The organism is Teichococcus deserti (genome assembly GCF_001982615.1).
GTDB lineage: Bacteria > Pseudomonadota > Alphaproteobacteria > Acetobacterales > Acetobacteraceae > Pseudoroseomonas > Pseudoroseomonas deserti.
The window spans coordinates 32,849-52,982 of the sequence record NZ_MLCO01000279.1; the positions used below are offsets into that span (position 1 = coordinate 32,849).

General features: G+C 71.0%; 24 protein-coding genes. 18 read left to right on the plus strand and 6 right to left on the minus strand.

From position 1 onward, the window contains the following. Nucleotides 1-15: 15 nt before the first annotated feature. From BKE38_RS23890 to BKE38_RS23920, 7 genes are all read left to right on the plus strand, one after another. A complete protein-coding gene (locus tag BKE38_RS23890; RefSeq protein WP_076959725.1) occupies nt 16-960 on the plus strand; it encodes an ABC transporter permease in 945 nt (314 codons plus the stop codon). After that, nucleotides 953-1,855, plus strand: a complete 903-nt coding sequence (locus BKE38_RS23895) for an ABC transporter permease (protein WP_076959726.1) — start codon at nt 953-955, stop codon at nt 1,853-1,855. Before BKE38_RS23890 ends, BKE38_RS23895 begins: the two co-directional genes overlap by 8 nt. Then, a complete protein-coding gene (locus BKE38_RS23900; RefSeq protein WP_076959727.1) occupies nt 1,852-2,844 on the plus strand; it encodes an ABC transporter ATP-binding protein in 993 nt (330 codons plus the stop codon). Before BKE38_RS23895 ends, BKE38_RS23900 begins: the two co-directional genes overlap by 4 nt. Next, nucleotides 2,841-3,839, plus strand: coding sequence for an ABC transporter ATP-binding protein (locus BKE38_RS23905; protein ID WP_076959728.1), 999 nt, complete (start codon nt 2,841-2,843; stop codon nt 3,837-3,839). The genes BKE38_RS23900 and BKE38_RS23905 overlap by 4 nt, the downstream gene beginning before the upstream one ends. A gap of 19 nt (nt 3,840-3,858) precedes the next feature. Next, complete coding sequence (locus BKE38_RS23910) at nt 3,859-4,878, plus strand: succinylglutamate desuccinylase/aspartoacylase family protein (protein ID WP_076959729.1); 1,020 nt, start codon at nt 3,859-3,861, stop codon at nt 4,876-4,878. 373 nt (nt 4,879-5,251) lie between these two features. Then, nucleotides 5,252-6,073, plus strand: coding sequence for a UDP-2,3-diacylglucosamine diphosphatase (locus tag BKE38_RS23915; protein WP_076959730.1), 822 nt, complete (start codon nt 5,252-5,254; stop codon nt 6,071-6,073). Nucleotide 6,074: 1 nt separating this feature from the next. Then, on the plus strand, nt 6,075-7,109 hold the full coding sequence (locus BKE38_RS23920; protein ID WP_076959731.1) for a glycosyltransferase family 4 protein: 1,035 nt from the start codon (nt 6,075-6,077) through the stop codon (nt 7,107-7,109). A gap of 3 nt (nt 7,110-7,112) precedes the next feature. Here the strand turns inward: BKE38_RS23920 and BKE38_RS23925 are convergent, their stop codons facing one another. Together BKE38_RS23925 and BKE38_RS23930 are read right to left on the minus strand one after the other, a co-directional pair. Next, nucleotides 7,113-7,673, minus strand: a complete 561-nt coding sequence (locus tag BKE38_RS23925; protein ID WP_131829708.1) for a lysozyme — start codon at nt 7,671-7,673, stop codon at nt 7,113-7,115. Nucleotides 7,674-7,751: 78 nt separating this feature from the next. Continuing rightward, on the minus strand, nt 7,752-8,348 hold the full coding sequence (locus tag BKE38_RS23930; RefSeq protein ID WP_076959733.1) for a class I SAM-dependent methyltransferase: 597 nt from the start codon (nt 8,346-8,348) through the stop codon (nt 7,752-7,754). Nucleotides 8,349-8,834: 486 nt separating this feature from the next. On the opposite strand from BKE38_RS23930, the gene BKE38_RS23935 reads away from it, so the two are divergent. After that, nucleotides 8,835-9,047 carry a hypothetical protein gene (locus tag BKE38_RS23935; protein WP_076959734.1) on the plus strand — a complete coding sequence of 71 codons (213 nt, stop codon included), beginning with the start codon at nt 8,835-8,837 and terminating at the stop codon, nt 9,045-9,047. A 22-nt stretch (nt 9,048-9,069) separates the two neighbouring features. Here BKE38_RS23935 and BKE38_RS23940 read toward each other — a convergent pair whose 3' ends face one another. Further along, a complete protein-coding gene (locus tag BKE38_RS23940; protein ID WP_076959735.1) occupies nt 9,070-9,489 on the minus strand; it encodes a PRC-barrel domain-containing protein in 420 nt (139 codons plus the stop codon). Between the two features lie 277 nt (nt 9,490-9,766). Here BKE38_RS23940 and pstS point away from each other — a divergent pair, with 277 nt between their 5' ends. From pstS to phoB, 6 genes are all read left to right on the plus strand, one after another. Further along, on the plus strand, nt 9,767-10,813 hold the full coding sequence (gene pstS, locus BKE38_RS23945; RefSeq protein ID WP_076959736.1) for a phosphate ABC transporter substrate-binding protein PstS: 1,047 nt from the start codon (nt 9,767-9,769) through the stop codon (nt 10,811-10,813). Nucleotides 10,814-11,098: 285 nt separating this feature from the next. After that, complete coding sequence (pstC, locus tag BKE38_RS23950; protein WP_242662552.1) at nt 11,099-12,007, plus strand: phosphate ABC transporter permease subunit PstC; 909 nt, start codon at nt 11,099-11,101, stop codon at nt 12,005-12,007. 4 nt (nt 12,008-12,011) lie between these two features. Next, a complete protein-coding gene (pstA, locus tag BKE38_RS23955; RefSeq protein ID WP_076959737.1) occupies nt 12,012-12,917 on the plus strand; it encodes a phosphate ABC transporter permease PstA in 906 nt (301 codons plus the stop codon). A gap of 44 nt (nt 12,918-12,961) precedes the next feature. Further along, nucleotides 12,962-13,753: a phosphate ABC transporter ATP-binding protein PstB gene (gene pstB, locus BKE38_RS23960; protein WP_076959750.1), complete on the plus strand. Its 792-nt coding sequence runs from the start codon at nt 12,962-12,964 to the stop codon at nt 13,751-13,753. Between the two features lie 11 nt (nt 13,754-13,764). Then, nucleotides 13,765-14,490 (plus strand): phosphate signaling complex protein PhoU, encoded by a 726-nt coding sequence (gene phoU, locus BKE38_RS23965; protein WP_076959738.1) that lies wholly within the window; start codon nt 13,765-13,767, stop codon nt 14,488-14,490. Nucleotides 14,491-14,521: 31 nt separating this feature from the next. Then, nucleotides 14,522-15,238, plus strand: coding sequence for a phosphate regulon transcriptional regulator PhoB (phoB, locus tag BKE38_RS23970; protein WP_076959739.1), 717 nt, complete (start codon nt 14,522-14,524; stop codon nt 15,236-15,238). 270 nt (nt 15,239-15,508) lie between these two features. Here phoB and BKE38_RS23975 read toward each other — a convergent pair whose 3' ends face one another. The 3 genes from BKE38_RS23975 to BKE38_RS32380 are packed head-to-tail and all read right to left on the minus strand — an operon-like array spanning nt 15,509 to nt 18,024. Beyond that, the gene (locus tag BKE38_RS23975; protein ID WP_076959740.1) at nt 15,509-17,095 is read right to left on the minus strand and encodes a Na/Pi symporter; all 1,587 of its coding nucleotides are present in this window, start codon (nt 17,093-17,095) and stop codon (nt 15,509-15,511) included. A gap of 24 nt (nt 17,096-17,119) precedes the next feature. After that, complete coding sequence (locus BKE38_RS32375) at nt 17,120-17,776, minus strand: hypothetical protein (protein WP_076959741.1); 657 nt, start codon at nt 17,774-17,776, stop codon at nt 17,120-17,122. Between the two features lie 32 nt (nt 17,777-17,808). After that, entirely contained in the window at nt 17,809-18,024 is a 216-nt protein-coding gene (locus BKE38_RS32380) for a hypothetical protein (protein ID WP_165694272.1), read from the minus strand. Between BKE38_RS32380 and BKE38_RS32385 the strand changes: the two genes are divergently transcribed. The 4 genes from BKE38_RS32385 to BKE38_RS24000 all read left to right on the plus strand — a co-directional run. Beyond that, nucleotides 18,011-18,424 carry an ATP-binding protein gene (locus BKE38_RS32385; RefSeq protein ID WP_165694273.1) on the plus strand — a complete coding sequence of 138 codons (414 nt, stop codon included), beginning with the start codon at nt 18,011-18,013 and terminating at the stop codon, nt 18,422-18,424. The two genes, BKE38_RS32380 and BKE38_RS32385, sit on opposite strands and share 14 nt — an antisense overlap. Before the next feature lie 67 nt (nt 18,425-18,491). Further along, entirely contained in the window at nt 18,492-18,815 is a 324-nt protein-coding gene (locus BKE38_RS23990) for an STAS domain-containing protein (protein WP_076959742.1), read from the plus strand. A 64-nt stretch (nt 18,816-18,879) separates the two neighbouring features. Then, nucleotides 18,880-19,665 carry a CheR family methyltransferase gene (locus BKE38_RS23995; RefSeq protein ID WP_165694274.1) on the plus strand — a complete coding sequence of 262 codons (786 nt, stop codon included), beginning with the start codon at nt 18,880-18,882 and terminating at the stop codon, nt 19,663-19,665. Next, nucleotides 19,662-20,134, plus strand: a 473-nt coding sequence (locus BKE38_RS24000) for a hypothetical protein (protein WP_131829709.1), incomplete at its 3' end; no start/stop codon positions are given. The genes BKE38_RS23995 and BKE38_RS24000, both read left to right, overlap by 4 nt.

The following is a 20,134-nucleotide window of genomic DNA, read 5'->3' on the forward strand; positions in this document are numbered from 1 at the left end:
TGCCGGATTAGCGCCATGATGGGCGTCGCCCTGCGGCGGCTGGCCAGCGCCCTGCCGGTGCTGCTGCTGGTCAGCCTGATCACCTTCGGCATGATGCGGCTGATCCCGGGCGATCCGGCGGCCGCCATCGCCGGCCTCTCCGCCACGCCGCAGCAGGTGGCGCAGATCCGCGCCGATCTGGGCCTCGACCAGCCTTTCCTGCAGCAGCTCGTCCATTGGTATGGCGGGCTGCTGCAGGGCGACCTGGGGCGCTCGATCCTGATGGGGCGCGGCGTCTTCGCCGTCACCATGGAGCGCCTGCCGGTCACCCTCGGCCTCTCCGCCTATGCGCTGGTGCTGACCCTGCTGATCGGGCTGCTCTGCGGCATCGCGGCGGCGCTGAAGCAGAACACCATCATCGACCAGCTGGCCATGGTCTTCGCCATGATCGGCATCTCGGTGCCGAGCTTCTTCCTGGGCCTGGTGATGATCATCGTCTTCGCGGTGCATCTCGGCTGGCTGCCGACCGGCGGCTATGTGCCCTTCGCCCAGGATCCCTGGGGATGGTTCCGCAGCGTCACCATGCCGGCGATCTCGCTGGCGCTGCTGCAGGCCGGGCTGCTGGCGCGCATCACCCGCTCCACCATGCTGGAGGTGATGCGCCAGGACTATATCCGCACCGCCCGCGCCAAGGGCCTGCCCTACCACCAGGTGGTCTTCCGCCATGCCCTGGCGAATGCGCTGATCCCGATCACCACCGTGGTCGGCATCATCATCAGCCTGCTGCTGTCGGGCGCGGTGGTGACCGAGGCGCTGTTCTCCATCCCCGGCATCGGCCAGCTGCTGACCCAGGCGGTGCTGAACCGCGACTATCCGATGGTGCAGGGCGGGCTGCTGCTGGTCACTGGCTTCCTCGTCCTCGTCAATATCGGCATCGACCTGCTCTATGCCGTGCTGGATCCGCGGGTGCGCTATGAGTGAGGTCCTTCCCCTGGCCGCGGCGCCCGAGGCGGTGGAACGCGCGCCGAAGCGCCGCCACCCGGCGCTGGCCGCGCTGCGCCGGCTGTTCAGGCACCGGCTGTTCCTGACCGGGCTGTTCCTGTTCGGCATCATCGCCTTCCTGGCGGCCGCGGCGCCCTGGATCACCACGGCCGACCCGAACCGCCTGTCGATGCGCAACAAGTTCCTGCCGCCCGGCGGCGACTATATCCTGGGCACCGACAATTTCGGCCGCAGCCTGTGGTCGCGCGTGGTCTGGGGCGCGCAGCTGTCGGTGATCATCGGCATTTCGGTGGTGGCGCTGAACGCCGTCTTCGGCACGCTGATCGGCGCGCTGGCCGGCTATTTCCGCCGCGTCGACAATGTGCTGATGCGCATCAACGACGCGCTGATGGCCTTCCCGGCCATCCTGCTGGCGATCGGCGTCACGGCGATGCTCGGGCCGTCGACGATGAACGTCATCCTGGCGCTGGGCATCGTCTATGTGCCGCGCACGGCGCGCATCGTCCGCGCCTCGGTCATTGTCCTGCGCGAGATGGAATACGTCCAGGCCGCGGTCGCCGCCGGGGCCGGCCACTGGCGCATCCTGCGGCACCATATCCTGCCCAATGCCATGGCGCCGATGATCGTCCAGCTGTCGTTCCTGTTCGCCTACGCCGTGCTGTCCGAGGCGACGCTGTCCTTCCTCGGTCTCGGCGCGGTGCCGCCGACGCCGACCTGGGGCAATATCATGGCCGAGGGCCGCGACTTCATGCGCGACGCGCCCTGGATCATCGCCATCCCCGGCGTCGCCCTGATGCTGACCGTGCTCGGCCTCAACATGCTGGGCGACGGTCTGCGCGACGTGCTCGACCCGCGGCTGAGGATCCAGCAATGAGCCTGCTCGAGATCCGCAACCTCACCACCGCCTTCGGCACCGAAAGCGGCCAGGTCACCGCCATCGAGGATATTTCTTTCGGTATCGAGCCAGGGGAAATCCTGGGGATCGTCGGGGAGTCCGGCAGCGGGAAAAGCGTCACGGCGCTGACGGTGATGGGGCTGCTGCCGCGGCCACCCGCAAAGATCCTGTCGGGCTCGGTGATGTTCGACGGGCAGGATCTAACAAAACTGTCCGAGCGGCAGCTGCAGAAGATCAGGGGCCCGGGGATCGCCATGATCTTCCAGGAGCCGATGACCTCGCTCAACCCGGTCTTCCGCATCGGCGAGCAGATCATGGAGACCATCCGCGCGCATGAGCGCCTGTCGCCGCGGGCCCTGCGCGACCGCGCCGTGCAGCTGCTGGCCAAGGTCGGCATCCCGTCGCCGGAGCGGCGGATGGACGACTATCCGCACCAGCTCTCCGGCGGCCAGCGGCAGCGCGTGATGATCGCGATCGCCTTGGCCTGCAACCCGCGCCTGCTGATCGCCGACGAGCCCACCACCGCGCTCGACGTCACCATCCAGGCGCAGATCCTCGACCTGCTGATGGACCTGCGCGACGAGCTCGGCATGGCCATCATGATCATCACCCACAACATGGGCGTGGTCGCCGAGACCGCCGACCGCGTGCTCGTCATGTATGCCGGCCGCATCGTCGAGCAGTCGCCGGTCGAGCGCCTGTTCGACGCGCCGCTGCATCCCTATACCCGCGGCCTGCTCGACTGCGTCCCCTCGCTGGAGCATGACCGGCCGCGCCTGGTCGCCATCCCGGGCAGCCTGCCGGAGCCGGCGCGCCGCCCCTCCGGCTGCCGCTTCCGCCCGCGCTGCGCCCATGCCGCGCCGGCCTGCGCCGAGACCCTGCCCATCCTCGCCGAGCGCGCGCCGGCCCATGCCGCCGCCTGCATCCGCCTGCCGGAGATCGCCGCCGCCATGGCCGAGCCCGCATGAACCGCCCGCTGGTCGAGGCGACCGCCCTGTCCAAGCATTTCCATGTCGGCCCTGCCGGCTGGTTCGGCCGCCGCATCGGCGGCGCCGTGCTGCGCGCGGTGGACGATGTCTCCCTGCGCATCATGCCAGGGGAGACGCTGGGCCTGGTCGGCGAGTCCGGCTGCGGCAAGTCGACGCTCGGCCGGCTGCTGATCCGCCTGCTGGAGGCCAGCGACGGCCATGTCCTGTTCGACGGCGCCGACATCACCGGCCTGGCGCCGAAGCAGCTGCGCGAGACCCGCCGCGGCATGCAGATCGTCTTCCAGGACCCATATGGCGCGCTGAACCCGCGCATGACGGTGGAAGACATCGTCATGGAGCCGCTGGTCATCCATGGCGCCAAACCCGACGCCGCCGCACGCGACAAGGTGGCGGCGATGCTGGAACGCGTGGGTCTCTCCGCCCGCGCCGCCTCGCGCTTCCCGCATGAATTCTCCGGTGGCCAGCGCCAGCGCATCGGCATCGCCCGCGCGCTGATCCTGCGCCCGCGCTTCATCGTCTGCGACGAGGCGGTCTCGGCGCTCGACGTCTCGGTGCAGGCGCAGATCGTCAACCTGCTGCAGGACCTGCAGCAGGAGATGGGGCTGACCTACCTGTTCATCGCGCATGACCTGTCGGTGGTGCGCCACATCTCCGACCGCGTCGCCGTGATGTATCTCGGCCGCATCGTCGAGCTGGCGCGGAAGGAAGAGCTCTACGCCGCGCCGCTGCATCCCTATACCCAGGCGCTGCTGGCCGCCGTCCCCGCGCCGCATCCGGCCGGGCGCGCCGCCCGCCGCGCCGCCCGGCTGCGCGTCGCCGGCGACATGCCCAGCGCCATCAACCCGCCGCCCGGCTGCCGCTTCCACACCCGCTGCCCGCACGCCATGGCGATCTGCCGCGAGGTCGCGCCGCCGCTGGCCGAGACCGCGCCAGGCCATCTCGCCGCCTGCCACCTGCTGACCAAGACCCACTGAACGCCGGAGCCAAGCTGCGATGCCTGAACCCCGCAAAAGCCGCATCCTCTGCGATGTGGATTTCGACCGCGATGGCGCCCAGCACGGCTTCCTGCGGCTGTTCCATTCCAGCCACGCCTCGGCCTATGGCTTCCTGCCGATCCCGATCGTCGTCATCCGCAACGGCGAGGGCCCGACCGCGCTCTTCGTCTCCGGCAACCACGGCGACGAATACGAAGGCCAGGTGGCACTGGCCAACCTGGTCAAGCGCCTGACGCCGGAGGCCATCAAGGGCCGCGTCATCATCCTGCCGACGGCCAACTTCCCCGCCGCCATGGCCGGCAACCGCGTCTCGCCGATCGACAACCTCAACCTGAACCGCATTTTCCCCGGCGATCCTGATGGCTCGGTCACCCAGCAGATCGCCTATTTCATCGCGACCGAGCTGATCCCGCGCGCCGACCTGATCTGCGACCTGCATTCCGGCGGCTCCTCGCTGCTCTACGTGCCCTGCGTGCTGACCAGCCAGGTGCCCGACCGGGCGCTCTACGCGAAGCACATGGCGGCGCTGCGGGCCTTCGGCGCGCCGCTGGCCTATGTGCAGGGCCGCGCCCAGGGGCAGGGCGGCAACCAGACGCTCGGCGGCTATGCCGAGACGCTCGGCATCCCGACGCTGGGCAGCGAGCTCGGCGGCGGCGGCTGCGTCACCCCGGCCGGGCTGCGCATCGCCGAGCGCGGCGTGAACAACCTGCTGGTCCATCTCGGCATCCTGCCCGAGAGCGAGCGCCTAGAGGGCGAGGCCACCGAGGTCTTCGGCCTCGCCGGCCAGGACCACTTCGTCTACACGCCCGAGGCCGGCGTCTTCGAGCCGCTGGTCGAGCTTGGCGACCGCGTGAAGGCCGGACAGCCGGCAGCGCGGATCCATTTCCCGGAGACGCCCTGGGCGCCCTTCGTCGAATGCACCTTCGCCAATGACGGCTTCGTCCTGTGCAAGCGCCAGCCGGGGCGGACGGTGCGGGGGGATTGCCTGTTCGTTTTGGGCGGCGCGTTCCAGGAATAGGGCAGGGGTAGGCCAGGGGAATGAATTCCCCTGGATTTTTCTGTTCATCGGCCGTCACGAGACCAGCGCCATACCGCAGGCCACACCAGGGCAGCGCGGCGGGACGCCATCAGACAAGAACGGCGCCACCCCAAAGGTCGTGCTGCGGATTGGCCGTTTCACGTCCTGTCTCCACGTGGACACGGCAGTCACCGCAGAAAGAAGAAGGGGGTTCGGGGGAATTCATTCCCCCGAGCTTATTCTGTCTTCTCTTTTATCTGTCACACCCCCGTCATGGCGACGTCGCGAAGCTCCGATAAGGCCTCCCCTCGGATGCAACGCTCAGGCCACCGGTCGCGGACTCGGATCCTGGGCACAGCCGAGGGAAGCCGGAATGCCGCCGAGCCCCGCCACGCGCCGTTATCGGACGCTGTTCATTTCCGACACCCACCTGGGCCAGCGCGGCTGCCGGGTCGACCTGCTGCTCGAGTTCCTCAACGAGGTGGAGTGCGAGCATCTCTACCTGGTGGGCGACATCATCGATGGCTGGCGCCTGAAGCGCTCCTGGTACTGGGATGCCGGGCATGACCAGGTGATCCGCAAGGTCCTTTCCATGGCCAAGCGGGGCACCAAGGTCACCTATATCCCGGGCAACCACGACGAGGTCTTCCGCGACTGGGCCGGGCCGGAGTTCCAGGTGGCCGGCATCGCCCTGATGAAGGAGGCGGTCCACACCGCCGCCGACGGCCGCCGCTTCCTGGTCATCCATGGCGACGAGTTCGACAGCGTGGTCCGCTATGCCACCGTCATCGCGCATCTGGGCGACTGGGCCTATGACGCGGCGCTGGCGGTGAACCGCTGGTTCAACGCGGTGCGCCGGCGCCTGGGCTATCCCTACTGGTCGCTCAGCCAGTGGCTGAAGCGCCAGGTGAAGGAGGCGGTGAAGGCCATCGACCGCTTCGAGGTGGCGCTGGCCGAGGAAGCCCGTCGCCGCGGCCTGGACGGCGTCATCTGCGGCCATATCCACCATGCCGAGATGCGCCAGGTGAACGGCGTGACCTATATGAACGACGGCGACTGGGTGGAGAGCTGCTCGGCGCTGGTCGAGCATGCCGATGGCCGCTTCGAACTGATCGACTGGGCCGCCGAGCACCGCCGCCGCCACAACGCCACCCCGCGCGCCCTGCCGGCGCCGGTCGCCGTCGCCGCCGAATAAGATGCGGCTTCTGCTGGTCACGGATGCCTGGACGCCGCAGGTCAACGGCGTCGTCCGCACCCTGAGCATGGTGGCCGAGACGCTGAAGCGCGCCGGCGACAGCGTCACGGTGATCAGCCCCGACCGCTTCGGCAGCCTGGCGGTGCCGGGCGAGCCGGGGCTGCGGCTGGCGCTGTTCCCGCGCCGCCGCCTGGCGGCGATGGTGGAGGAGGCCAGGCCCGATGCGGTGCATATCGCCACCGAAGGGCCGCTGGGATGGTCGATGCGGGGGCTGTGCCGCCAGCGCGGCTGGCGCTTCACCACCGCCTTCCACACCCGCTTCCCCGATTATCTGGCGGCGCGCTTCCGGGTGCCGCTGGCCTGGTCCTGGCCGGTGCTGCGGCGCTTCCACGCGGCGGCCTCGGGCACTTTCGTCGCGACCGAAAGCCTGCATCGCGAACTGGACGCCCAGGGCTTCGGCCGGCTGCGCCACTGGTCGCGCGGCGTCGACACCGCGCTGTTCCAACCGGGGGCGCGCGACGCGTTCCCTGGCCTGCCGCGACCGATCTTTCTGCACGTCGGCCGCGTGGCAGTCGAGAAAAATATCGAGGCCTTCCTGTCGCTCGACCTGCCGGGGTCGAAGGTGGTGGTGGGCGACGGGCCGGCGCGGGCAGGGCTGCAGCAGCGCTTTCCCCAGGCGCATTTCGCCGGCTTCCGCCATGGCGAGGCGCTGGCCGCCGCCTATGCCTCGGCCGATGTGATGGTGTTTCCCTCGCGCACCGACACCTTCGGCCTGGTGCTGCTGGAGGCGCTGGCCTGCGGCACCCCGGTCGCCGCCTTCCGGCAGCCCGGACCGCTGACCGTGCTGGGCGATGCGCCCGTCGGTGCCGTCGACGACGACCTGCAGCGCGCCTGCCTGGCCGCGCTGACCGCCGACCGCGCCGCCTGCCGGGCGCGGGCCGAGGGCTTCAGCTGGCAGGCCTGCGCCGCGCAGTTCCGCGCCCAGCTGGTCTCGCTGCGCGGCGAGCTGCCGGCCGGGCTCGCCGCGGCCGGCTAGGCCTCAGCCGGGCAGGGGCGGCCAGTCCTCCGGCGACTGGATGGCGCCCCAGGCCTTCTGCCGTGCCAGGGCCGCCTCCATGCCCAGGCTGAAGGCGGCTTCGGCCCAGCGGCGGCGGCGCAGTCCGGTCACCGGCTTGCCGGCGCTGTTGCGGTAGATCTTGAACAGGTCGGCGGCGGCCTTCCAGTCGCGGCCGTTCACCAGCTTCAGCAGGCTGGGCGCCGCGACGGTCAGCGCGCCCAGGTTGTTGGCCAGCAGGATCAGCGCCGCCGCCTGGCGCGGGGTCAGCGGCGCGGTGACCGCCCGGGTGACCAGCAGGGCCGCCTTGTCCAGGTCGCGCTGCGCCAGCAGCTCGGCCATCGCCCGGTCGATCGAGGGGCCACCAAGCCGCACCGGCGCGCCGTCCAGATAGCTGCGGCTGCCGATGCCGATGGTCGGGAAGCCGAAGCCGTCATTGTAGGGGGTGAGGATGCAGCCCTCGAAGGCCTCGGACAGGGTCACGGCCTCGGCCGGCACGCCGCCTTGCCAGAGCGCTTCCGGCTCGGCCGCCGCCATCGGTGCCATTTGCAGAATGCCGCCCATCGCTGCCTCCCCGGGGTTGGGGAGGCAGCACAGCATGGGCGTTATCGTTACGTCAACGTATCAGACGGCGTCGGGCGTGTAGCGCCAGACGCTGGCGGGGGGGAAGTTGCGCGGCGTCCAGGCGCGGCGCTCGGCCTTCAGCGCCAGCTTGCGCCAGGGCAGCGGGGAGGTGATGCAGTAGGTATAGAGCAGGAAGCCCTGGCCCGGCGCCACCGCCTCGACGCTGTCGAGGAATCGCCGCTGCTTCTCCAGCGGCAGCAGGACCAGCGGGATGCCGCAGATCGCCGTGGAAATCCGGTGATGCGCCTCGGGCGGGATGCAGGCGGCCAGGTCGAAGGCGTCGCCGCAGACCACGCGCACCCCGGGCAGGGTGTCGCGCAGATGCGCCGCCATCTCGGGGACGATCTCGACCACGATCAGCCGCTCGGCGGGGACGCCGCTCTCGAGCAGGGCGCGGGACACCACGCCAGTGCCGGCGCCGAGCTCCAGCACATAGTCCTGGGGCCCGCGCTTCACCTCGCGCGCGATCCGGCGGCAGAGGCTGGGGGAGGACGGCACCACCGAGCCCATCTGCAGCGGATTGGCCGACCAGCGCTTCAGGAAGAGCGCGGCATTGGCCGTGTGCTGGCGGGTGATCCGGGGCAAGGCGTCGGGCATGCGGCGACTCCGCGAAGGGGCAGACGCCTCCTGTTGGACCCGACGCGGCGACAGCGGCGTGGCGGTGCCGTGACAGTCCCGCGAAGCCGCGGTTCAGCCTTGGTGATCATCCTGCGGCGGCGGGCCACGCAGCAGGCCCAGAAGCCGTGGCGGCAGCGGCTCGGCGCTGTCCTGCGCGAAGCTTTGGCGCAGCTTCGCCTCCAGCCAGGCGGCCGCCGCCTCGGGCTGCGTCGCAGGGTCAGGGCAGGGCGGTTCGGCCACCCGGGGGCGGGGCGGCGGCCGGCGGGGAAGAAAGGCGATCGTCGCTGCCGGTCGGGTCCATGGCGCCGCTCCATCAAGGCGCCGTGAGCTTAGCCTTGGGCGAGGATTTGCTCGACCGGAAAAATCGCGGATTCGCGAGCTGGCAACCCGGCCGGCGCGCCATCGGTTCTTCCATCACAGGCGCCCGGCCGCGGCGGCAGGGCGCGCAACGGGAGGAAACCCGCCATGGCCAACCCGACCCCGCAAGGCGCCGGCGACAAGCAGGCCGAGAAGGACCGTCCGGTCGAAGAGCACCGCAAGGCGAAGGGCGAGGACGCCAAGCTGGAGCGCTCGCTGGAGGACACCTTCCCGGCCAGCGATCCGCCGTCGCAGTCCAGCCCCGGCACCAACACGGTGGGCTGGGAGGAGCCGCTGAACGACGGTACCAAGAAGTCCTGAGCATCGCCGGCGGGACGGTGGCCTAGCGGCTTTCGGCGTCGAGGTCGAAGGCCGGCGCCTCGCGCAGCGCCTCGCGGGTCATCCCGGTGACCAGGCGGGGCGCGCCGCGCGGGCCGGGCAGGAAACGCAGCTCGGCCATCGGCACCCCCACGTATTTCGTGCCCACCCCCAGGAAGCCGCCGACGCCCAGGACCAGCGAGGCGACGCGGCCATCCTCCAGCAGCACCAGGTCGACCACGGCGCCGACCTGCTCCTCCTCCGCGTTGAAGACCGGGCTGCCGATCACCCGGCTGGCGCGCCAGGCCGGCTGCGGCTCCGCCAGGACAAGGGCCGCGGCCGCCGGCGGCGGTGCCGATGGCGATTCGGCCCGGACGGGACGGTTCGGCGGGCCGAGGAATGTGACAAGAACGGCCAGGGCCGTGGTGCTGGGCAGCCGGGGCATGGCAGGATCCTCCACGGCCCCGCGCGATAGCGCGGCACCGGCACCGGCGAAAAGCCCAGCCCCCGCCTGGGGTTTCAGGCAGCGCTCCGCGCGCGCGGCGATGAGGTGGGGGAGACAACCGGATGACTGTCTCTGGAGGTCTAGGCGGCCGTCATCGAAGCTTCATATTTCTGAAATAGAACCGTCGCTCCTCCGTCCTAGAAGGCGCCTCACCGAACCGGCCGGACCGGCTGCCACCAGCGGACACCGGACGGCCCCAAGGACGGAGAGATACAAGGTGAGCAATCGGATTCTGGCCCTGGCGGCCGGCCTCGTGGCGTCGATCAGCCTCTCGATGGGCGCTGTCGCGCAGCAGGCCACCATCACCGGGGCCGGCGCGAGCTTCCCGAACCCGCTGTACCAGAAGTGGGGCGAGGCGGCCCGCTCGGCGATCAACATCCAGCTCAACTACCAGTCCGTCGGCTCGGGCGCCGGCCAGGCCCAGATCCGCAACCGCACCGTCGACTTCGGCGCCTCCGACGCGCCGATGACCGCCGAGCAGCTGCAGGAGCACAACCTGCTGCAGTTCCCGGCCACCATGGGCAGCCTGGTCGCCATCGTGAACGTCCCCGGCGTCGAGGACCACAAGATGCGCCTGACCGGCGAGGTCCTGGCCGACATCTACCTGGGCAAGATCACCAAGTGGAACGACCCGCGCCTGGTCGAGATGAACCCGGGCCTGAGCCTGCCGAACCTGGCGATCGCGCCGGTCTACCGCGCTGACGGCTCGGGCACGACCTTCGTCTGGGTGTCCTACCTCTCCGCCGTCTCCGGCGACTTCAAGACCCGCGTCGGCGTCGGCACCTCGGTGCGCTGGCCGTCGGGCACGGGCGCCCGCGGCAACGAGGGCGTCGCCGGCACCGTCCGCAACGTCCGCGGCGCCATCGGCTATGTCGAGCATGCCTATGCCATGCAGAACAAGCTGGTGACCACGCAGCTGCGCAACCGCGCCGGCAACTATGTCGAGCCGACGACCGCCGCCTTCCAGGCCGCCGCCGCCAATGCCGACTGGACCGCGCCGAACTTCGCCGCCAGCCTGATCGACACCCAGGGCGCCACCTCCTGGCCGATCGTCTCGCCGACCTTCATCCTGCTGCCGCGCAACCCGACCGACGCCACCCGCGCGCAGAACGTGATGAAGTTCTTCGACTGGGCCTTCCGCTCGGGCGATGCCACGGCGACCGAGCTCGACTACATCCCGGTGCCGGAAGCGGTCGAGAACGCCATCCGCGCCGCCTGGGCGACCATCCAGGTCGACGGCAAGCCGGTCTGGCCGGCGAACTGAGGACCTGGTCCGGACGCCCGCGTCCGGCCGGATGACAGGACAGGCGGGCGGCATCACGCGGTGCCGCCCGCTTCCGCGGATCGGCCGGGGCGGTTAAGCCCGGCCTCCTCAGGACCGACCGCCGCGGCCGCCGCGCCGCCGGCCCAGGCCCGTCCCGCCGCCGGGGGCTACCCGGAACCCGCGACCCGGAGCGCGATCTTGCCGCCGTCCGCCACCCTTGCCCCTGACGCCATCGCCGCCAGCGGCTCGCCGCCCGGCCTGAGGCGCGGCAGCGCCTCCGGCGCCATGGGCGACGCCATCTTCGCCGCCGCCTGCCGCATCGCCGGCCTCCTGGTGCTGGCGCTGCTCGGCGCCATCATCATCGGCCTGTTCATCGGCGGCCTGCCGGCCTTCCGGGCCTTCGGCTTCGGCTTCGTCTTCTCGACGGAGTGGGATCCGGTGCAGGAGGTCTTCGGCGCCGGCGTCTCGATCTACGGCACCGTCATCACCGCCGTGCTGGCGCTGGTGCTCGCCGTGCCGCTGGCCTTCGGCGTCGCCTTCTACCTGACCGAGCTGGCGCCCGCCTGGCTGCGCCGCCCGGTCGGCACCGCGGTCGAGCTGCTGGCCGCCGTCCCCTCGATCATCTACGGCATGTGGGGCTTCTTCCTGATCGTGCCGTTCATGGCGCAGACGGTGCAGCCCTTCGTCATCGACACGCTGGGCGAGCTTCCGCTGATCGGCGACCTCTTCGCGGGCCCGCCCTTCGGCACCGGCATCTTCACCGCCGCCCTGATCCTGGCGATCATGGTGCTGCCCTTCATCGCGGCGACCATGCGCGACGTCTTCGAGACGGTGCCCGCCGTCTACAAGGAGAGCGCCTACGGCCTGGGCTGCACCCAGTGGGAAGTGGTCCGCAGCGTGGTGCTGCCCTATACCCGCATCTCGGTGGTCGGCGGCATCATGCTGGGCCTCGGCCGCGCGCTGGGCGAGACCATGGCGGTCACCTTCGTCATCGGCAACGCCAACCGCATCTCGACCAGCCTGTTCGGGCCGGGCAACACCATTGCCTCGGTGATCGCCCTCGAATTCGGCGAGAGCGAGCTCGGCAGCCTCAAGCTCTCCGCGCTGCTGGCGCTGGGCTTCCTGCTCTTCGTCATCTCCTTCATCGTGCTGGCGGCCTCGCGCTTCCTGCTGCGCCAGCGTCGGAAGGCCTGATCCCATGAGCGCCACGACCCACGCTGCCCTCCCCAAGGCCAGCCTGCCGGGCGGCCCCGCCAAGAACCAGGCCGTCGCCGCCGCCCTCGGCCGCCGCCGCCGCGCCACCGCGCTGACCGTCAAGCTCGCCTGCTACGCGGCGACCGGCATCGGCCTGGCCCTGCTGCTGTCGATCCTGGGCACGCTGTTCTGGAACGGCTTCACCGCGCTGTCGCCGCGGGTCTTCACCGAGGTCACCAAGCCGCCCGGTTCCGACGGCGGCCTGCTGAACCCGATCATCGGCAGCCTGATCCAGGCCGGCATCGGCACCCTGATCGGCACCCCGATCGGCCTGCTGGTCGGCACCTACCTGGCCGAATACGCCAAGGCCTCGCCGCTGGCCAATGCCGTGCGCTTTGTCTCCGACATCCTGCTCTCGGCGCCCTCGATCCTGATCGGCCTCTTCGTCTACCAGATCCTGGTGGTGCCCTTCGGCGGCTTCTCCGGCTGGGCCGGGTCGGTCGCGCTGGCCATCATCGTCATCCCCATCGTGGTCCGCACGACGGAAGACATGCTGCGCCTGCTGCCCGACACGCTGCGCGAGGCGGTGATCGGCCTGGGCGCGCCGAAGTGGAAGATGATCACCCTGGTCTGCTGGCGCGCCGCCGCCTCGGGCATCGTCACCGGCGTGCTGCTGGCGGTCGCCCGCGTCGCCGGCGAGACCGCGCCGCTGCTCTTCACCTCTCTCGGCAACCTGAACTGGTCGCTCAGCCTCTCCGGGCCGATGTCCAGCCTGCCGATCACCATCTACTCCTATGCCGGCTCGCCGTATCAGGACTGGATCGCGCTGGCCTGGGCGGGCGCGCTGATCATCACGCTCGGCGTCCTCGGGCTCAACATCGCAGCGCGCACGCTGCTGCGCCGCAAGTGAGGCAGATCATGAGCGCTTCCATGACCCAGACCGCCACCGACGCCATGCCCGGCCTGCAGGCCCGCAGCGCCGAGACCCTGAACCCGGCCCGCATCTCGGTGCGCAAGCTCGACTTCTACTACGGCGACCACAAGGCGCTGAAGTCGATCGACTTCGACCTGCCGGACCGCCAGGTCACCGGCATGATCGGCCCCTCGGGCTGCGGCAAGTCGACCCTGCTGCGCGTCCTGAACCGGATGTACAGCCTCTATCCGGGCCAGCGCGCCACCGGCGAGGTGCTGCTCGACGGCAAGAACATCCTGGATGACGACGTCGACATCAACGCGCTGCGCTCGCGCGTCGGCATGGTGTTCCAGAAGCCGACGCCCTTCCCGATGACCATCTACGAGAACATCGCCTTCGGCATCCGCCTGCACGAGAAGCTGTCCAAGGCGCAGATGGACGAGCGGATCGAATGGGCGCTGACCCGCGCCGCCATCTGGGGCGAGGTCAAGGACCGGCTGAACAGCTCGGCCATGGGCCTCTCCGGCGGCCAGCAGCAGCGCCTCTGCATCGCCCGCACCATCGCGGTGCGGCCCGAGGTGATCCTGCTGGACGAGCCGACCTCGGCGCTCGACCCGATCTCCACCCTCAAGATCGAGGAGCTGATCGACGAGCTGAAGCGCGACTTCACCATTGCCATCGTCACGCACAACATGCAGCAGGCGGCGCGCTGCGCCGACCAGGTGGCCTTCTTCTATCTCGGCGAGCTGATCGAGGTGGCGCCGGCGGAAGAGATGTTCACCGCGCCGAAGCAGAAGAAGACCCAGGAATACATCACCGGCCGGTTCGGCTGATCGGGGCTCCCATGGAAGACACTTTGCAGAGCGAGCACATCGTGAAGTCGTACGAAGAACAGCTGAAGCGCCTGCGTGACATGGTCGCCCGCATGGGCGGCCTGGCCGAGCGCCAGGTGGCCGATGCCGCCGCCGCCCTGATCCGCCGCGACACCGAGCTCGCCAGCGCCGTCGTCGGCCGCGACGGCGAGATCGACGCGCTCGAGACCGAGATCGAGAACTTCTGCGTCCGCCTGCTGGCGCTGCGCCAGCCGATGGCCGCCGACCTGCGGCTGATCGTGGCCGCGATGAAGGTCTCGACCGACATCGAGCGCATCGGCGACTACGCCCGCAACGCGGCGAAGCGCGCCATCGTCGTCTCGCAGCAGCCGCAGCTGGGCAGCCTGAACGGCTTCCAGTGGATGGCCAAGCTGGTGCAGGAGAACCTGAAGGACGCGATCGACGCGCTGGTCAAGGAAGACGCCAACGCCGCCGAGCGCGTCTGGGGCGCCGACGCGCCGGTCGACGACATCTACAACGGCATCTTCCGCGAGATGCTGACCCACATGATGGAAGACCCGCGCAACATCACCGCGGCGACCCACCTGCTGTTCATCGCCAAGAACTTCGAGCGGATCGGCGACCACGCGACCAACATCGCCGAGACCGTGCACTACGCCGTGCTCGGCCACATGCTGCCCGAGGACCGGCCGAAGTCGGACAGCTCCGCCTACACCGTCGTCCGCCCGCCGGTCTGACCGAACGACCGCCTGAGGAGAAGTGCCACCGATGGCCGAGCTGCATTCCGGTATGTCGCGTCCGACGATCCTGGTGGTCGAGGACGAGGCGCCGCTGCTGACCCTGCTGCGCTACAACCTGGAAAAGCAGGGCTTCCGGGTCGACGAGGCCGCCGACGGCCAGGAAGCCCTGATGCGGGTCGCCGAGGCTCCGCCCGACCTGGTGCTGCTGGACTGGATGCTGCCGGCCCTCTCCGGGCTGGAAGTCTGCCGCCAGCTGCGCCGCCGCCCCGACACGCGTGACCTGCCGATCATCATGGTCACCGCCCGCACCGAGGACCAGGACGCCGTGCGCGCCCTGGACACCGGCGCGGACGACTACATCGCCAAGCCTTTCGTCATGGATGCGCTGATGGCGCGCATCCGGGCGCTGCTGCGCCGCTCCGGCGGGGTCGCGACCAAGGGCGTGCTGGCCTGGCAGGACGTGTCGATGGACCAGGACGCGCACCGCGTGACTCGCGCCGGCCGCGCGCTGCATCTGGGCCCGACCGAGTACCGGCTGCTGGAATTCTTCATGCAGCACCCGGGCCGCGTCTTCTCGCGGGAGCAGCTGCTGGACGCCGTCTGGGGCCGCGACATCCATGTCGAGCCGCGCACCGTCGACGTCCATATCCGCCGTCTGCGCAAGTCGGTGAACGCCGATGGGGAGGTGGATATCATCCGCACCGTCCGTTCCGCCGGCTATGCGCTGGATCTCGAGCACGCCTGAAGGGAAAAAAAGAGGCAGGCCAGGGGAATGAATTCCCCTGGACCCCTTCTTTTTTCTGTCCGACTGCCGTGTCCACGTGAAGACGTGGGGCACAACGGACCATCAACAGCGCGACCTTCGAGGTCGCGCTGTTTTTTTATGCCTGCGTCCCGCCATGATGCCCGGGCGACGGTGCAGGCAAGGCGCAGGTCCCCGAACGGCCGGTGATCAGAAAAAAGATGGGGGCTCGGGGGAATTCATTCCCCCGACCTTCCCCCCTGTCTTCTCTGCTCAGACGGTCGCTTCTCCCAACAACAACGTCTGCCGCCGGATCAGCCACACCGCGCGTTCGAAGAGCGTGGTGACCCGGAACAGCAGGCTCTGATCTTCCGGCGTCAGCGCTTCGGTCGTCGACACCCGGCGGCGCAATTGGTCCATCATCTCCGAGCGGTCGGCCGAAAGCTCGCGCAGCATCGCCAGGTCCTCGCTGTCGCCGCGGCTGCCGACGTCCTCGAGCTGCAGCAGCAGCAGGTGCAGCGCTTCCGACAGCTGCAGCACGCGGGTGGCGACCGGCGCCTGGGACGGGCCCGCGGCGGCGATGGCGAAGTCGCCGATGGTCTCGCGCAGCGCCGCCAGCAGCTCGTTGCGGTTCTCCAGCAGCACGGCGCGGTCCAGCGTGCCGCGGTCGGGGTCGCGCGCCAGCAGCTCGGCCAGGAAGGTCTTGGTGGCCTGCTCGACGCTGGCGGCGGCAGCCAGCTGGGTGGCGACCGGCGGCGTCGCAGGCGTGCCGTCCAGCACCGGGGCCAGCAGGCCGGGCAGGCGGGCGGCGAGGCCGGCCTGCTCGCGCTCGACCAGGTCGAGGGCGCTGGGCGGATGGTCGAGCGCCTGATCGTACAGAAAGCGCGGACGGCCCAGCGCCTCGGCCGGCGTCGCCGGCGACAGCCGCTCCAGCAGGGCGCGCATCGGGCGGCCGAGTGGTGCGAGGAACAGCGCCGTCACCACCTGAAAGATCAGGAACAGCCAGCCGATGCGCTCGGGCAGGCGCTCGGCCAGGTGCTCGGTCAGCCAGAGGACGAGCGGGATGCCGCGCTGCTCCAGCACGAAGAGGCCGAGGAACAGGACCGTGCCGATCACCTTGAAGAGGGTCTGGAACCAGGCGAGCTGGCGGGCCGAGCCGGACAGGTTGCCCGACAGCAGCAGCACCGACAGGCCGGAGCCGAGCGAGGCGCCATAGACCACCATCACCGTCTGCTCGAAGCCGAGCAGGCCGAGGCTGGCGAGCGTGATCGCCAGGATCGAGACGGTGGAGGAGGATTGCGCGACGATGGTCACCACCACCCCGACCAGGAAGGGCGGGGTGAGGGCCTGGCCGGAGAAGGCCAGCAGCTCGCGCACCATGGGCAGGTCGCGCAGCGGCGCGGCGCCGGCCTTGATGGTGGCCAGGCCCAGGAACAGCAGGCCAAGCCCCGCCAGCGCCCCCAGCAGCGGCCGCAGGCGCCCGCCGTGGTCGATGCCGAAATAGCTGGCGAAGCCGACCAGGCCGAACAGCCAGAGCACCGCCAGCCGCAGGTCGATGGTGGCCAGCAGCACCAGCCCCGCGGTGCCGGCATTGGCCCAGGCGAGCGCCGGCAGCGCGCGCGCCAGCGGCAGCAGCCCGGCGGTGTAGAGGCTGGTGGCGATGAAGGTGACGGCGTTGGAGCTCTGGGTCAGCGCGCCCAGCAGCAGGCCGGTGCCGGCGGCCGAAACCGGCCCGCGGGTCGCCAGCCGCATGGCGCCGCGCAGCCGTGGGCCGGCCATGGCCTGCAACCCGCTGCCGACCGCCTTGATGCCCAGGAAGAACAGGCCGAGGCCCCCGAAGAGGCTGGCGAAGAGTTCCATCGGTCAGGTCTCTCGAGGCGGGTCTCAGGCCGGGCGGCGGGCGGTGGCGAGGGTCAGCAGCAGGGCCAGCACCAGCACCAGCCCGGCGGCCGAGCCGATCAGCAGCAGGCGCCGGGTCTCCTCGTAGCGGGCGGCGGAGTCGCGCAGCATGGCCTCGCGGCTGGCATGGAAGGCCTGGGCAATGGCCTCGGCGGCGGCGTCCAGCTTCTGCTCCAGCGCGCGATCGACGCCTCGCACCCGGGCATCGATGGCGCGCGGGCCCTCGGGCGTGGTCGGATCGGCGCCGGCCAGGGCCTCGGCATAGCGCGCAGCCAGCGTCGCATGGTCGGCGACCAGGGCGGGCAGGCCGGCGCCGGCGGCCTCCGGCAGGCGCGGCGCCGCCCGGGCCAGGCCCTGCAGCAGCGCGGCGGTGCGCGTCTGCTCGGCCAGGAAGCGTTCCTCCAGCGCGCGCCGGCTGGCTTCGTCGCGGGAGCGGAGCAGGAGATTCTTCCATTCCTGCACCTGCCGCTTGAAGCCGGTCTCCGCCTGGCGGCCGGTGTCGAGGATGCCCTGCAGCTCGGCCAGCCGGGTCGAGGTCGCGCGGCTGGCGGCATCGGTCTGGTGCAGGGCGAAGAGGCCGAGCCCGGCCATGCCGAGCAGCACCAGCATCACCAGCCCGCCCAGCATCAGGCGCATGCGCATCAATCAGATGTCCTGCATGGCCCCGCGACCTGTCATGAAACTGTCACGAAGCGCTTGTTTTCACGAAAGAAAGCCCGCTTGCGGCGGTGCGCCGCATCGATGCCGCGCCGGCCTGCCAGCGTCAAGCTGGCGGCCGTCGCCGGGGCGCCCGCCGCTGCCGTCCTGACAAGCGTCGTGCGCTTGGGTAATCTGGCGCGGAAACGTCCGTCCGAGTCGAGAGGAAGGCAGCCGAGCATGGCGATGAGCACGCAACTGGCGCTGCGGCTGCGGCCCGAGGCGGAGGCGGTGCCCGAGCTGCTGGACCGGCTGGAGGCCTTTGCCGAGGAGGCGGAGCTCAGCCCGGGCGTGGCGCATCGCCTGGCCCTGGTCGCCGAGGAGCTGGTAGCCAATGTCGCCATGCACGGCGTCGGCGCCAGCTTCGTCGAGGTGGCGCTGCGCCAGGCGGAGGGCGCGCTGCTGCTCGACATCGTCGATGACGGCCCGGAATTCGATCCGCTGGCCGAGGCTGCGCCCGACACCGAGGCCGGCATCGAGGAGCGCGAGATCGGGGGCTTGGGCATCCATTTCGTCCGCAAGATGGTCCGCAGCCTGGACTATCGGCGGCAGGACGGCTGCAACCGCCTCGCGGCGGTGCTGGACGCGGGCTGAAGCGCGCGGCACTTTGACGGCCACGCGTCAGAGACGATTGAGAGACGCATAGAGGAGCGTGACGAGTATGCAGATCGCCGAGATCAAGTCCGGGGCCGTGACGGTCGCTGCCTTCGAAGGGCGGCTCGACACCGCCACCGCCGCGGCGGCGGAGAGCAAGCTGCTCGCCCTGTTGGAGGAAGGCGGCGTGGTCGCCGATCTGGAGGGGGTGCGCTACGTTTCCTCCGCCGGGCTGCGCGTGCTGCTGAAGGCCGCCAAGCAGGCCAAGACCGCCGGCAAGCCGTTCAGCGTCTGCGGCCTGCAGGCGCCGGTGCGCGAGGTCTTCGAGATCTCCGGCTTCGACAAGATCATCCCGGCCTATGCCACCCGCGCCGAGGCGCTGGCGGCCTGATCCCGCGCCGGCGGACGCCCTTCCTCGGGATGGCGCCCGCCGGGCTTTCCCGGCCGGAGGCATGATGCAGGGACCTCCTGGCGCGGATGGCTTGCAGCTCGGCCTGCTGGACGGGCTGGCGCGGCTCGCCGGCCTGGCGCCGAGCGAGGTGCTGCTGGGCCGGCTGCGCCGCGCCGCCCTGCTGCTCTCCGGCATGACCGAGGCGCGGCTGCCGCCCGCCGATCCTGAGGATCCTTTCTGGGCCGCGCTGCTCGACGCCGTGACCGTGCAGGAGACGCGGCTGTTCCGCGCCGCCTCCCAGCTCGAGGCGCTGGCTGCTCTGGTCTTCCCGGGCCTGCGCGGGCTCGGCCGCCCGCTGCGCCTGCTCTCCGCCGGCTGCGCCACGGGGGAGGAGGGCTGGACGCTCGCCGCCCTGGCCGGCAAGGCCGGCTTCGCCGCGGCGGTCACCGGCATCGACCTCTGCCGCCCGGCCCTCGCCCGGGCCGCGACGGGCCGCTTCCCGCCCGGTCCGCCGGACCCGCTGCGCGACGTGCCGACGGCCTATCTGCGGCATTTCCCGCGCCTGCCCGATGGCGGGGCGCGCGCCCAGCCGCCAGCCGGTGTGACCGTGTCCTGGTCGCGCCAGAACCTTTGCGAACTGGCCGAGCCGGAAGAAAGCTTCGACATCATCCTGTGCCGCAACGTACTGATCTACCTGACCGCGCCCGCCCGCGCCGCGGTGGTCGAGGGCCTCTTCGCCCGGCTCGCCCCGGGCGGGGCGCTGCTGCTGGGCGCCACCGACGCGCCGCCGCCCTCGCTCGGCCTGGTGCTGTGGTCGGAGACGCAGCCCTCGCTGTGGCGGCGGGCATGAGCGCGCTGCTGGCCGGTGGCCGCGCCTGGCGCCTGCCGCCCGGGGTAGAGGCCGTCCCGCCGCTGCGCCCGCGCCCGCTGCCCGGCGCCGCGCCCGGGCTGCTCGGCCTGGCGCTGCAGGGCGGGCAGCTGCTGCCGGTGCTGGCCCCGGGCGGCGTCGCCGGCCCGGTCTGGCTGCTCTGTCCCGCCAGCGAAGGCGGCGCCCGCCTGCTGCTGACCGGCGAGGCGCTGCTGGCCCAGGTGCCGGAGGACGCCCAGCCGCTCGACCTGCCGCTGGCGCTGCTCTCCGCCACGCCGACCGCGGCCGTCGCCCCGCTGCCCGCCGCCGCCCTGCCGCCGCGCCCGGTGGCCGAGCGGGCGCGGGCCGGCCTGCTCGGCCTCGGCCTGGCGGGGGGCAGGATGCTGCTGCCCCTCGACCGGCTGGCGCGGGTGGTGCCGATGCCGGCGCTGGCCCCGGCGCCGGCATCGGC

Excerpts from the sequence above, each read along its gene's own strand:
- BKE38_RS23995 (WP_165694274.1), top strand. The coding sequence starts at position 18,880 with ATGCAGGGACCTCCTGGCGCGGATGGCTTGCAGCTCGGCCTGCTGGAC.
- BKE38_RS23920 (WP_076959731.1), top strand. The coding sequence starts at position 6,075 with ATGCGGCTTCTGCTGGTCACGGATGCCTGGACGCCGCAGGTCAACGGC.
- BKE38_RS23895 (WP_076959726.1), top strand. The coding sequence starts at position 953 with ATGAGTGAGGTCCTTCCCCTGGCCGCGGCGCCCGAGGCGGTGGAACGC.
- BKE38_RS23940 (WP_076959735.1), bottom strand. The coding sequence starts at position 9,489 with ATGCCCCGGCTGCCCAGCACCACGGCCCTGGCCGTTCTTGTCACATTC.
- BKE38_RS23925 (WP_131829708.1), bottom strand. The coding sequence starts at position 7,673 with ATGGCACCGATGGCGGCGGCCGAGCCGGAAGCGCTCTGGCAAGGCGGC.
- BKE38_RS23910 (WP_076959729.1), top strand. The coding sequence starts at position 3,859 with ATGCCTGAACCCCGCAAAAGCCGCATCCTCTGCGATGTGGATTTCGAC.
- phoU (WP_076959738.1), top strand. The coding sequence starts at position 13,765 with ATGGAAGACACTTTGCAGAGCGAGCACATCGTGAAGTCGTACGAAGAA.
- BKE38_RS32385 (WP_165694273.1), top strand. The coding sequence starts at position 18,011 with ATGGCGATGAGCACGCAACTGGCGCTGCGGCTGCGGCCCGAGGCGGAG.
- pstA (WP_076959737.1), top strand. The coding sequence starts at position 12,012 with ATGAGCGCCACGACCCACGCTGCCCTCCCCAAGGCCAGCCTGCCGGGC.
- BKE38_RS23900 (WP_076959727.1), top strand. The coding sequence starts at position 1,852 with ATGAGCCTGCTCGAGATCCGCAACCTCACCACCGCCTTCGGCACCGAA.
- BKE38_RS32375 (WP_076959741.1), bottom strand. The coding sequence starts at position 17,776 with ATGCGCATGCGCCTGATGCTGGGCGGGCTGGTGATGCTGGTGCTGCTC.
- pstC (WP_242662552.1), top strand. The coding sequence starts at position 11,099 with ATGGGCGACGCCATCTTCGCCGCCGCCTGCCGCATCGCCGGCCTCCTG.
- BKE38_RS23905 (WP_076959728.1), top strand. The coding sequence starts at position 2,841 with ATGAACCGCCCGCTGGTCGAGGCGACCGCCCTGTCCAAGCATTTCCAT.
- BKE38_RS23890 (WP_076959725.1), top strand. The coding sequence starts at position 16 with ATGATGGGCGTCGCCCTGCGGCGGCTGGCCAGCGCCCTGCCGGTGCTG.
- BKE38_RS23915 (WP_076959730.1), top strand. The coding sequence starts at position 5,252 with ATGCCGCCGAGCCCCGCCACGCGCCGTTATCGGACGCTGTTCATTTCC.
- pstB (WP_076959750.1), top strand. The coding sequence starts at position 12,962 with ATGCCCGGCCTGCAGGCCCGCAGCGCCGAGACCCTGAACCCGGCCCGC.
- BKE38_RS23975 (WP_076959740.1), bottom strand. The coding sequence starts at position 17,095 with ATGGAACTCTTCGCCAGCCTCTTCGGGGGCCTCGGCCTGTTCTTCCTG.
- BKE38_RS23935 (WP_076959734.1), top strand. The coding sequence starts at position 8,835 with ATGGCCAACCCGACCCCGCAAGGCGCCGGCGACAAGCAGGCCGAGAAG.
- phoB (WP_076959739.1), top strand. The coding sequence starts at position 14,522 with ATGGCCGAGCTGCATTCCGGTATGTCGCGTCCGACGATCCTGGTGGTC.
- BKE38_RS23930 (WP_076959733.1), bottom strand. The coding sequence starts at position 8,348 with ATGCCCGACGCCTTGCCCCGGATCACCCGCCAGCACACGGCCAATGCC.
- BKE38_RS23990 (WP_076959742.1), top strand. The coding sequence starts at position 18,492 with ATGCAGATCGCCGAGATCAAGTCCGGGGCCGTGACGGTCGCTGCCTTC.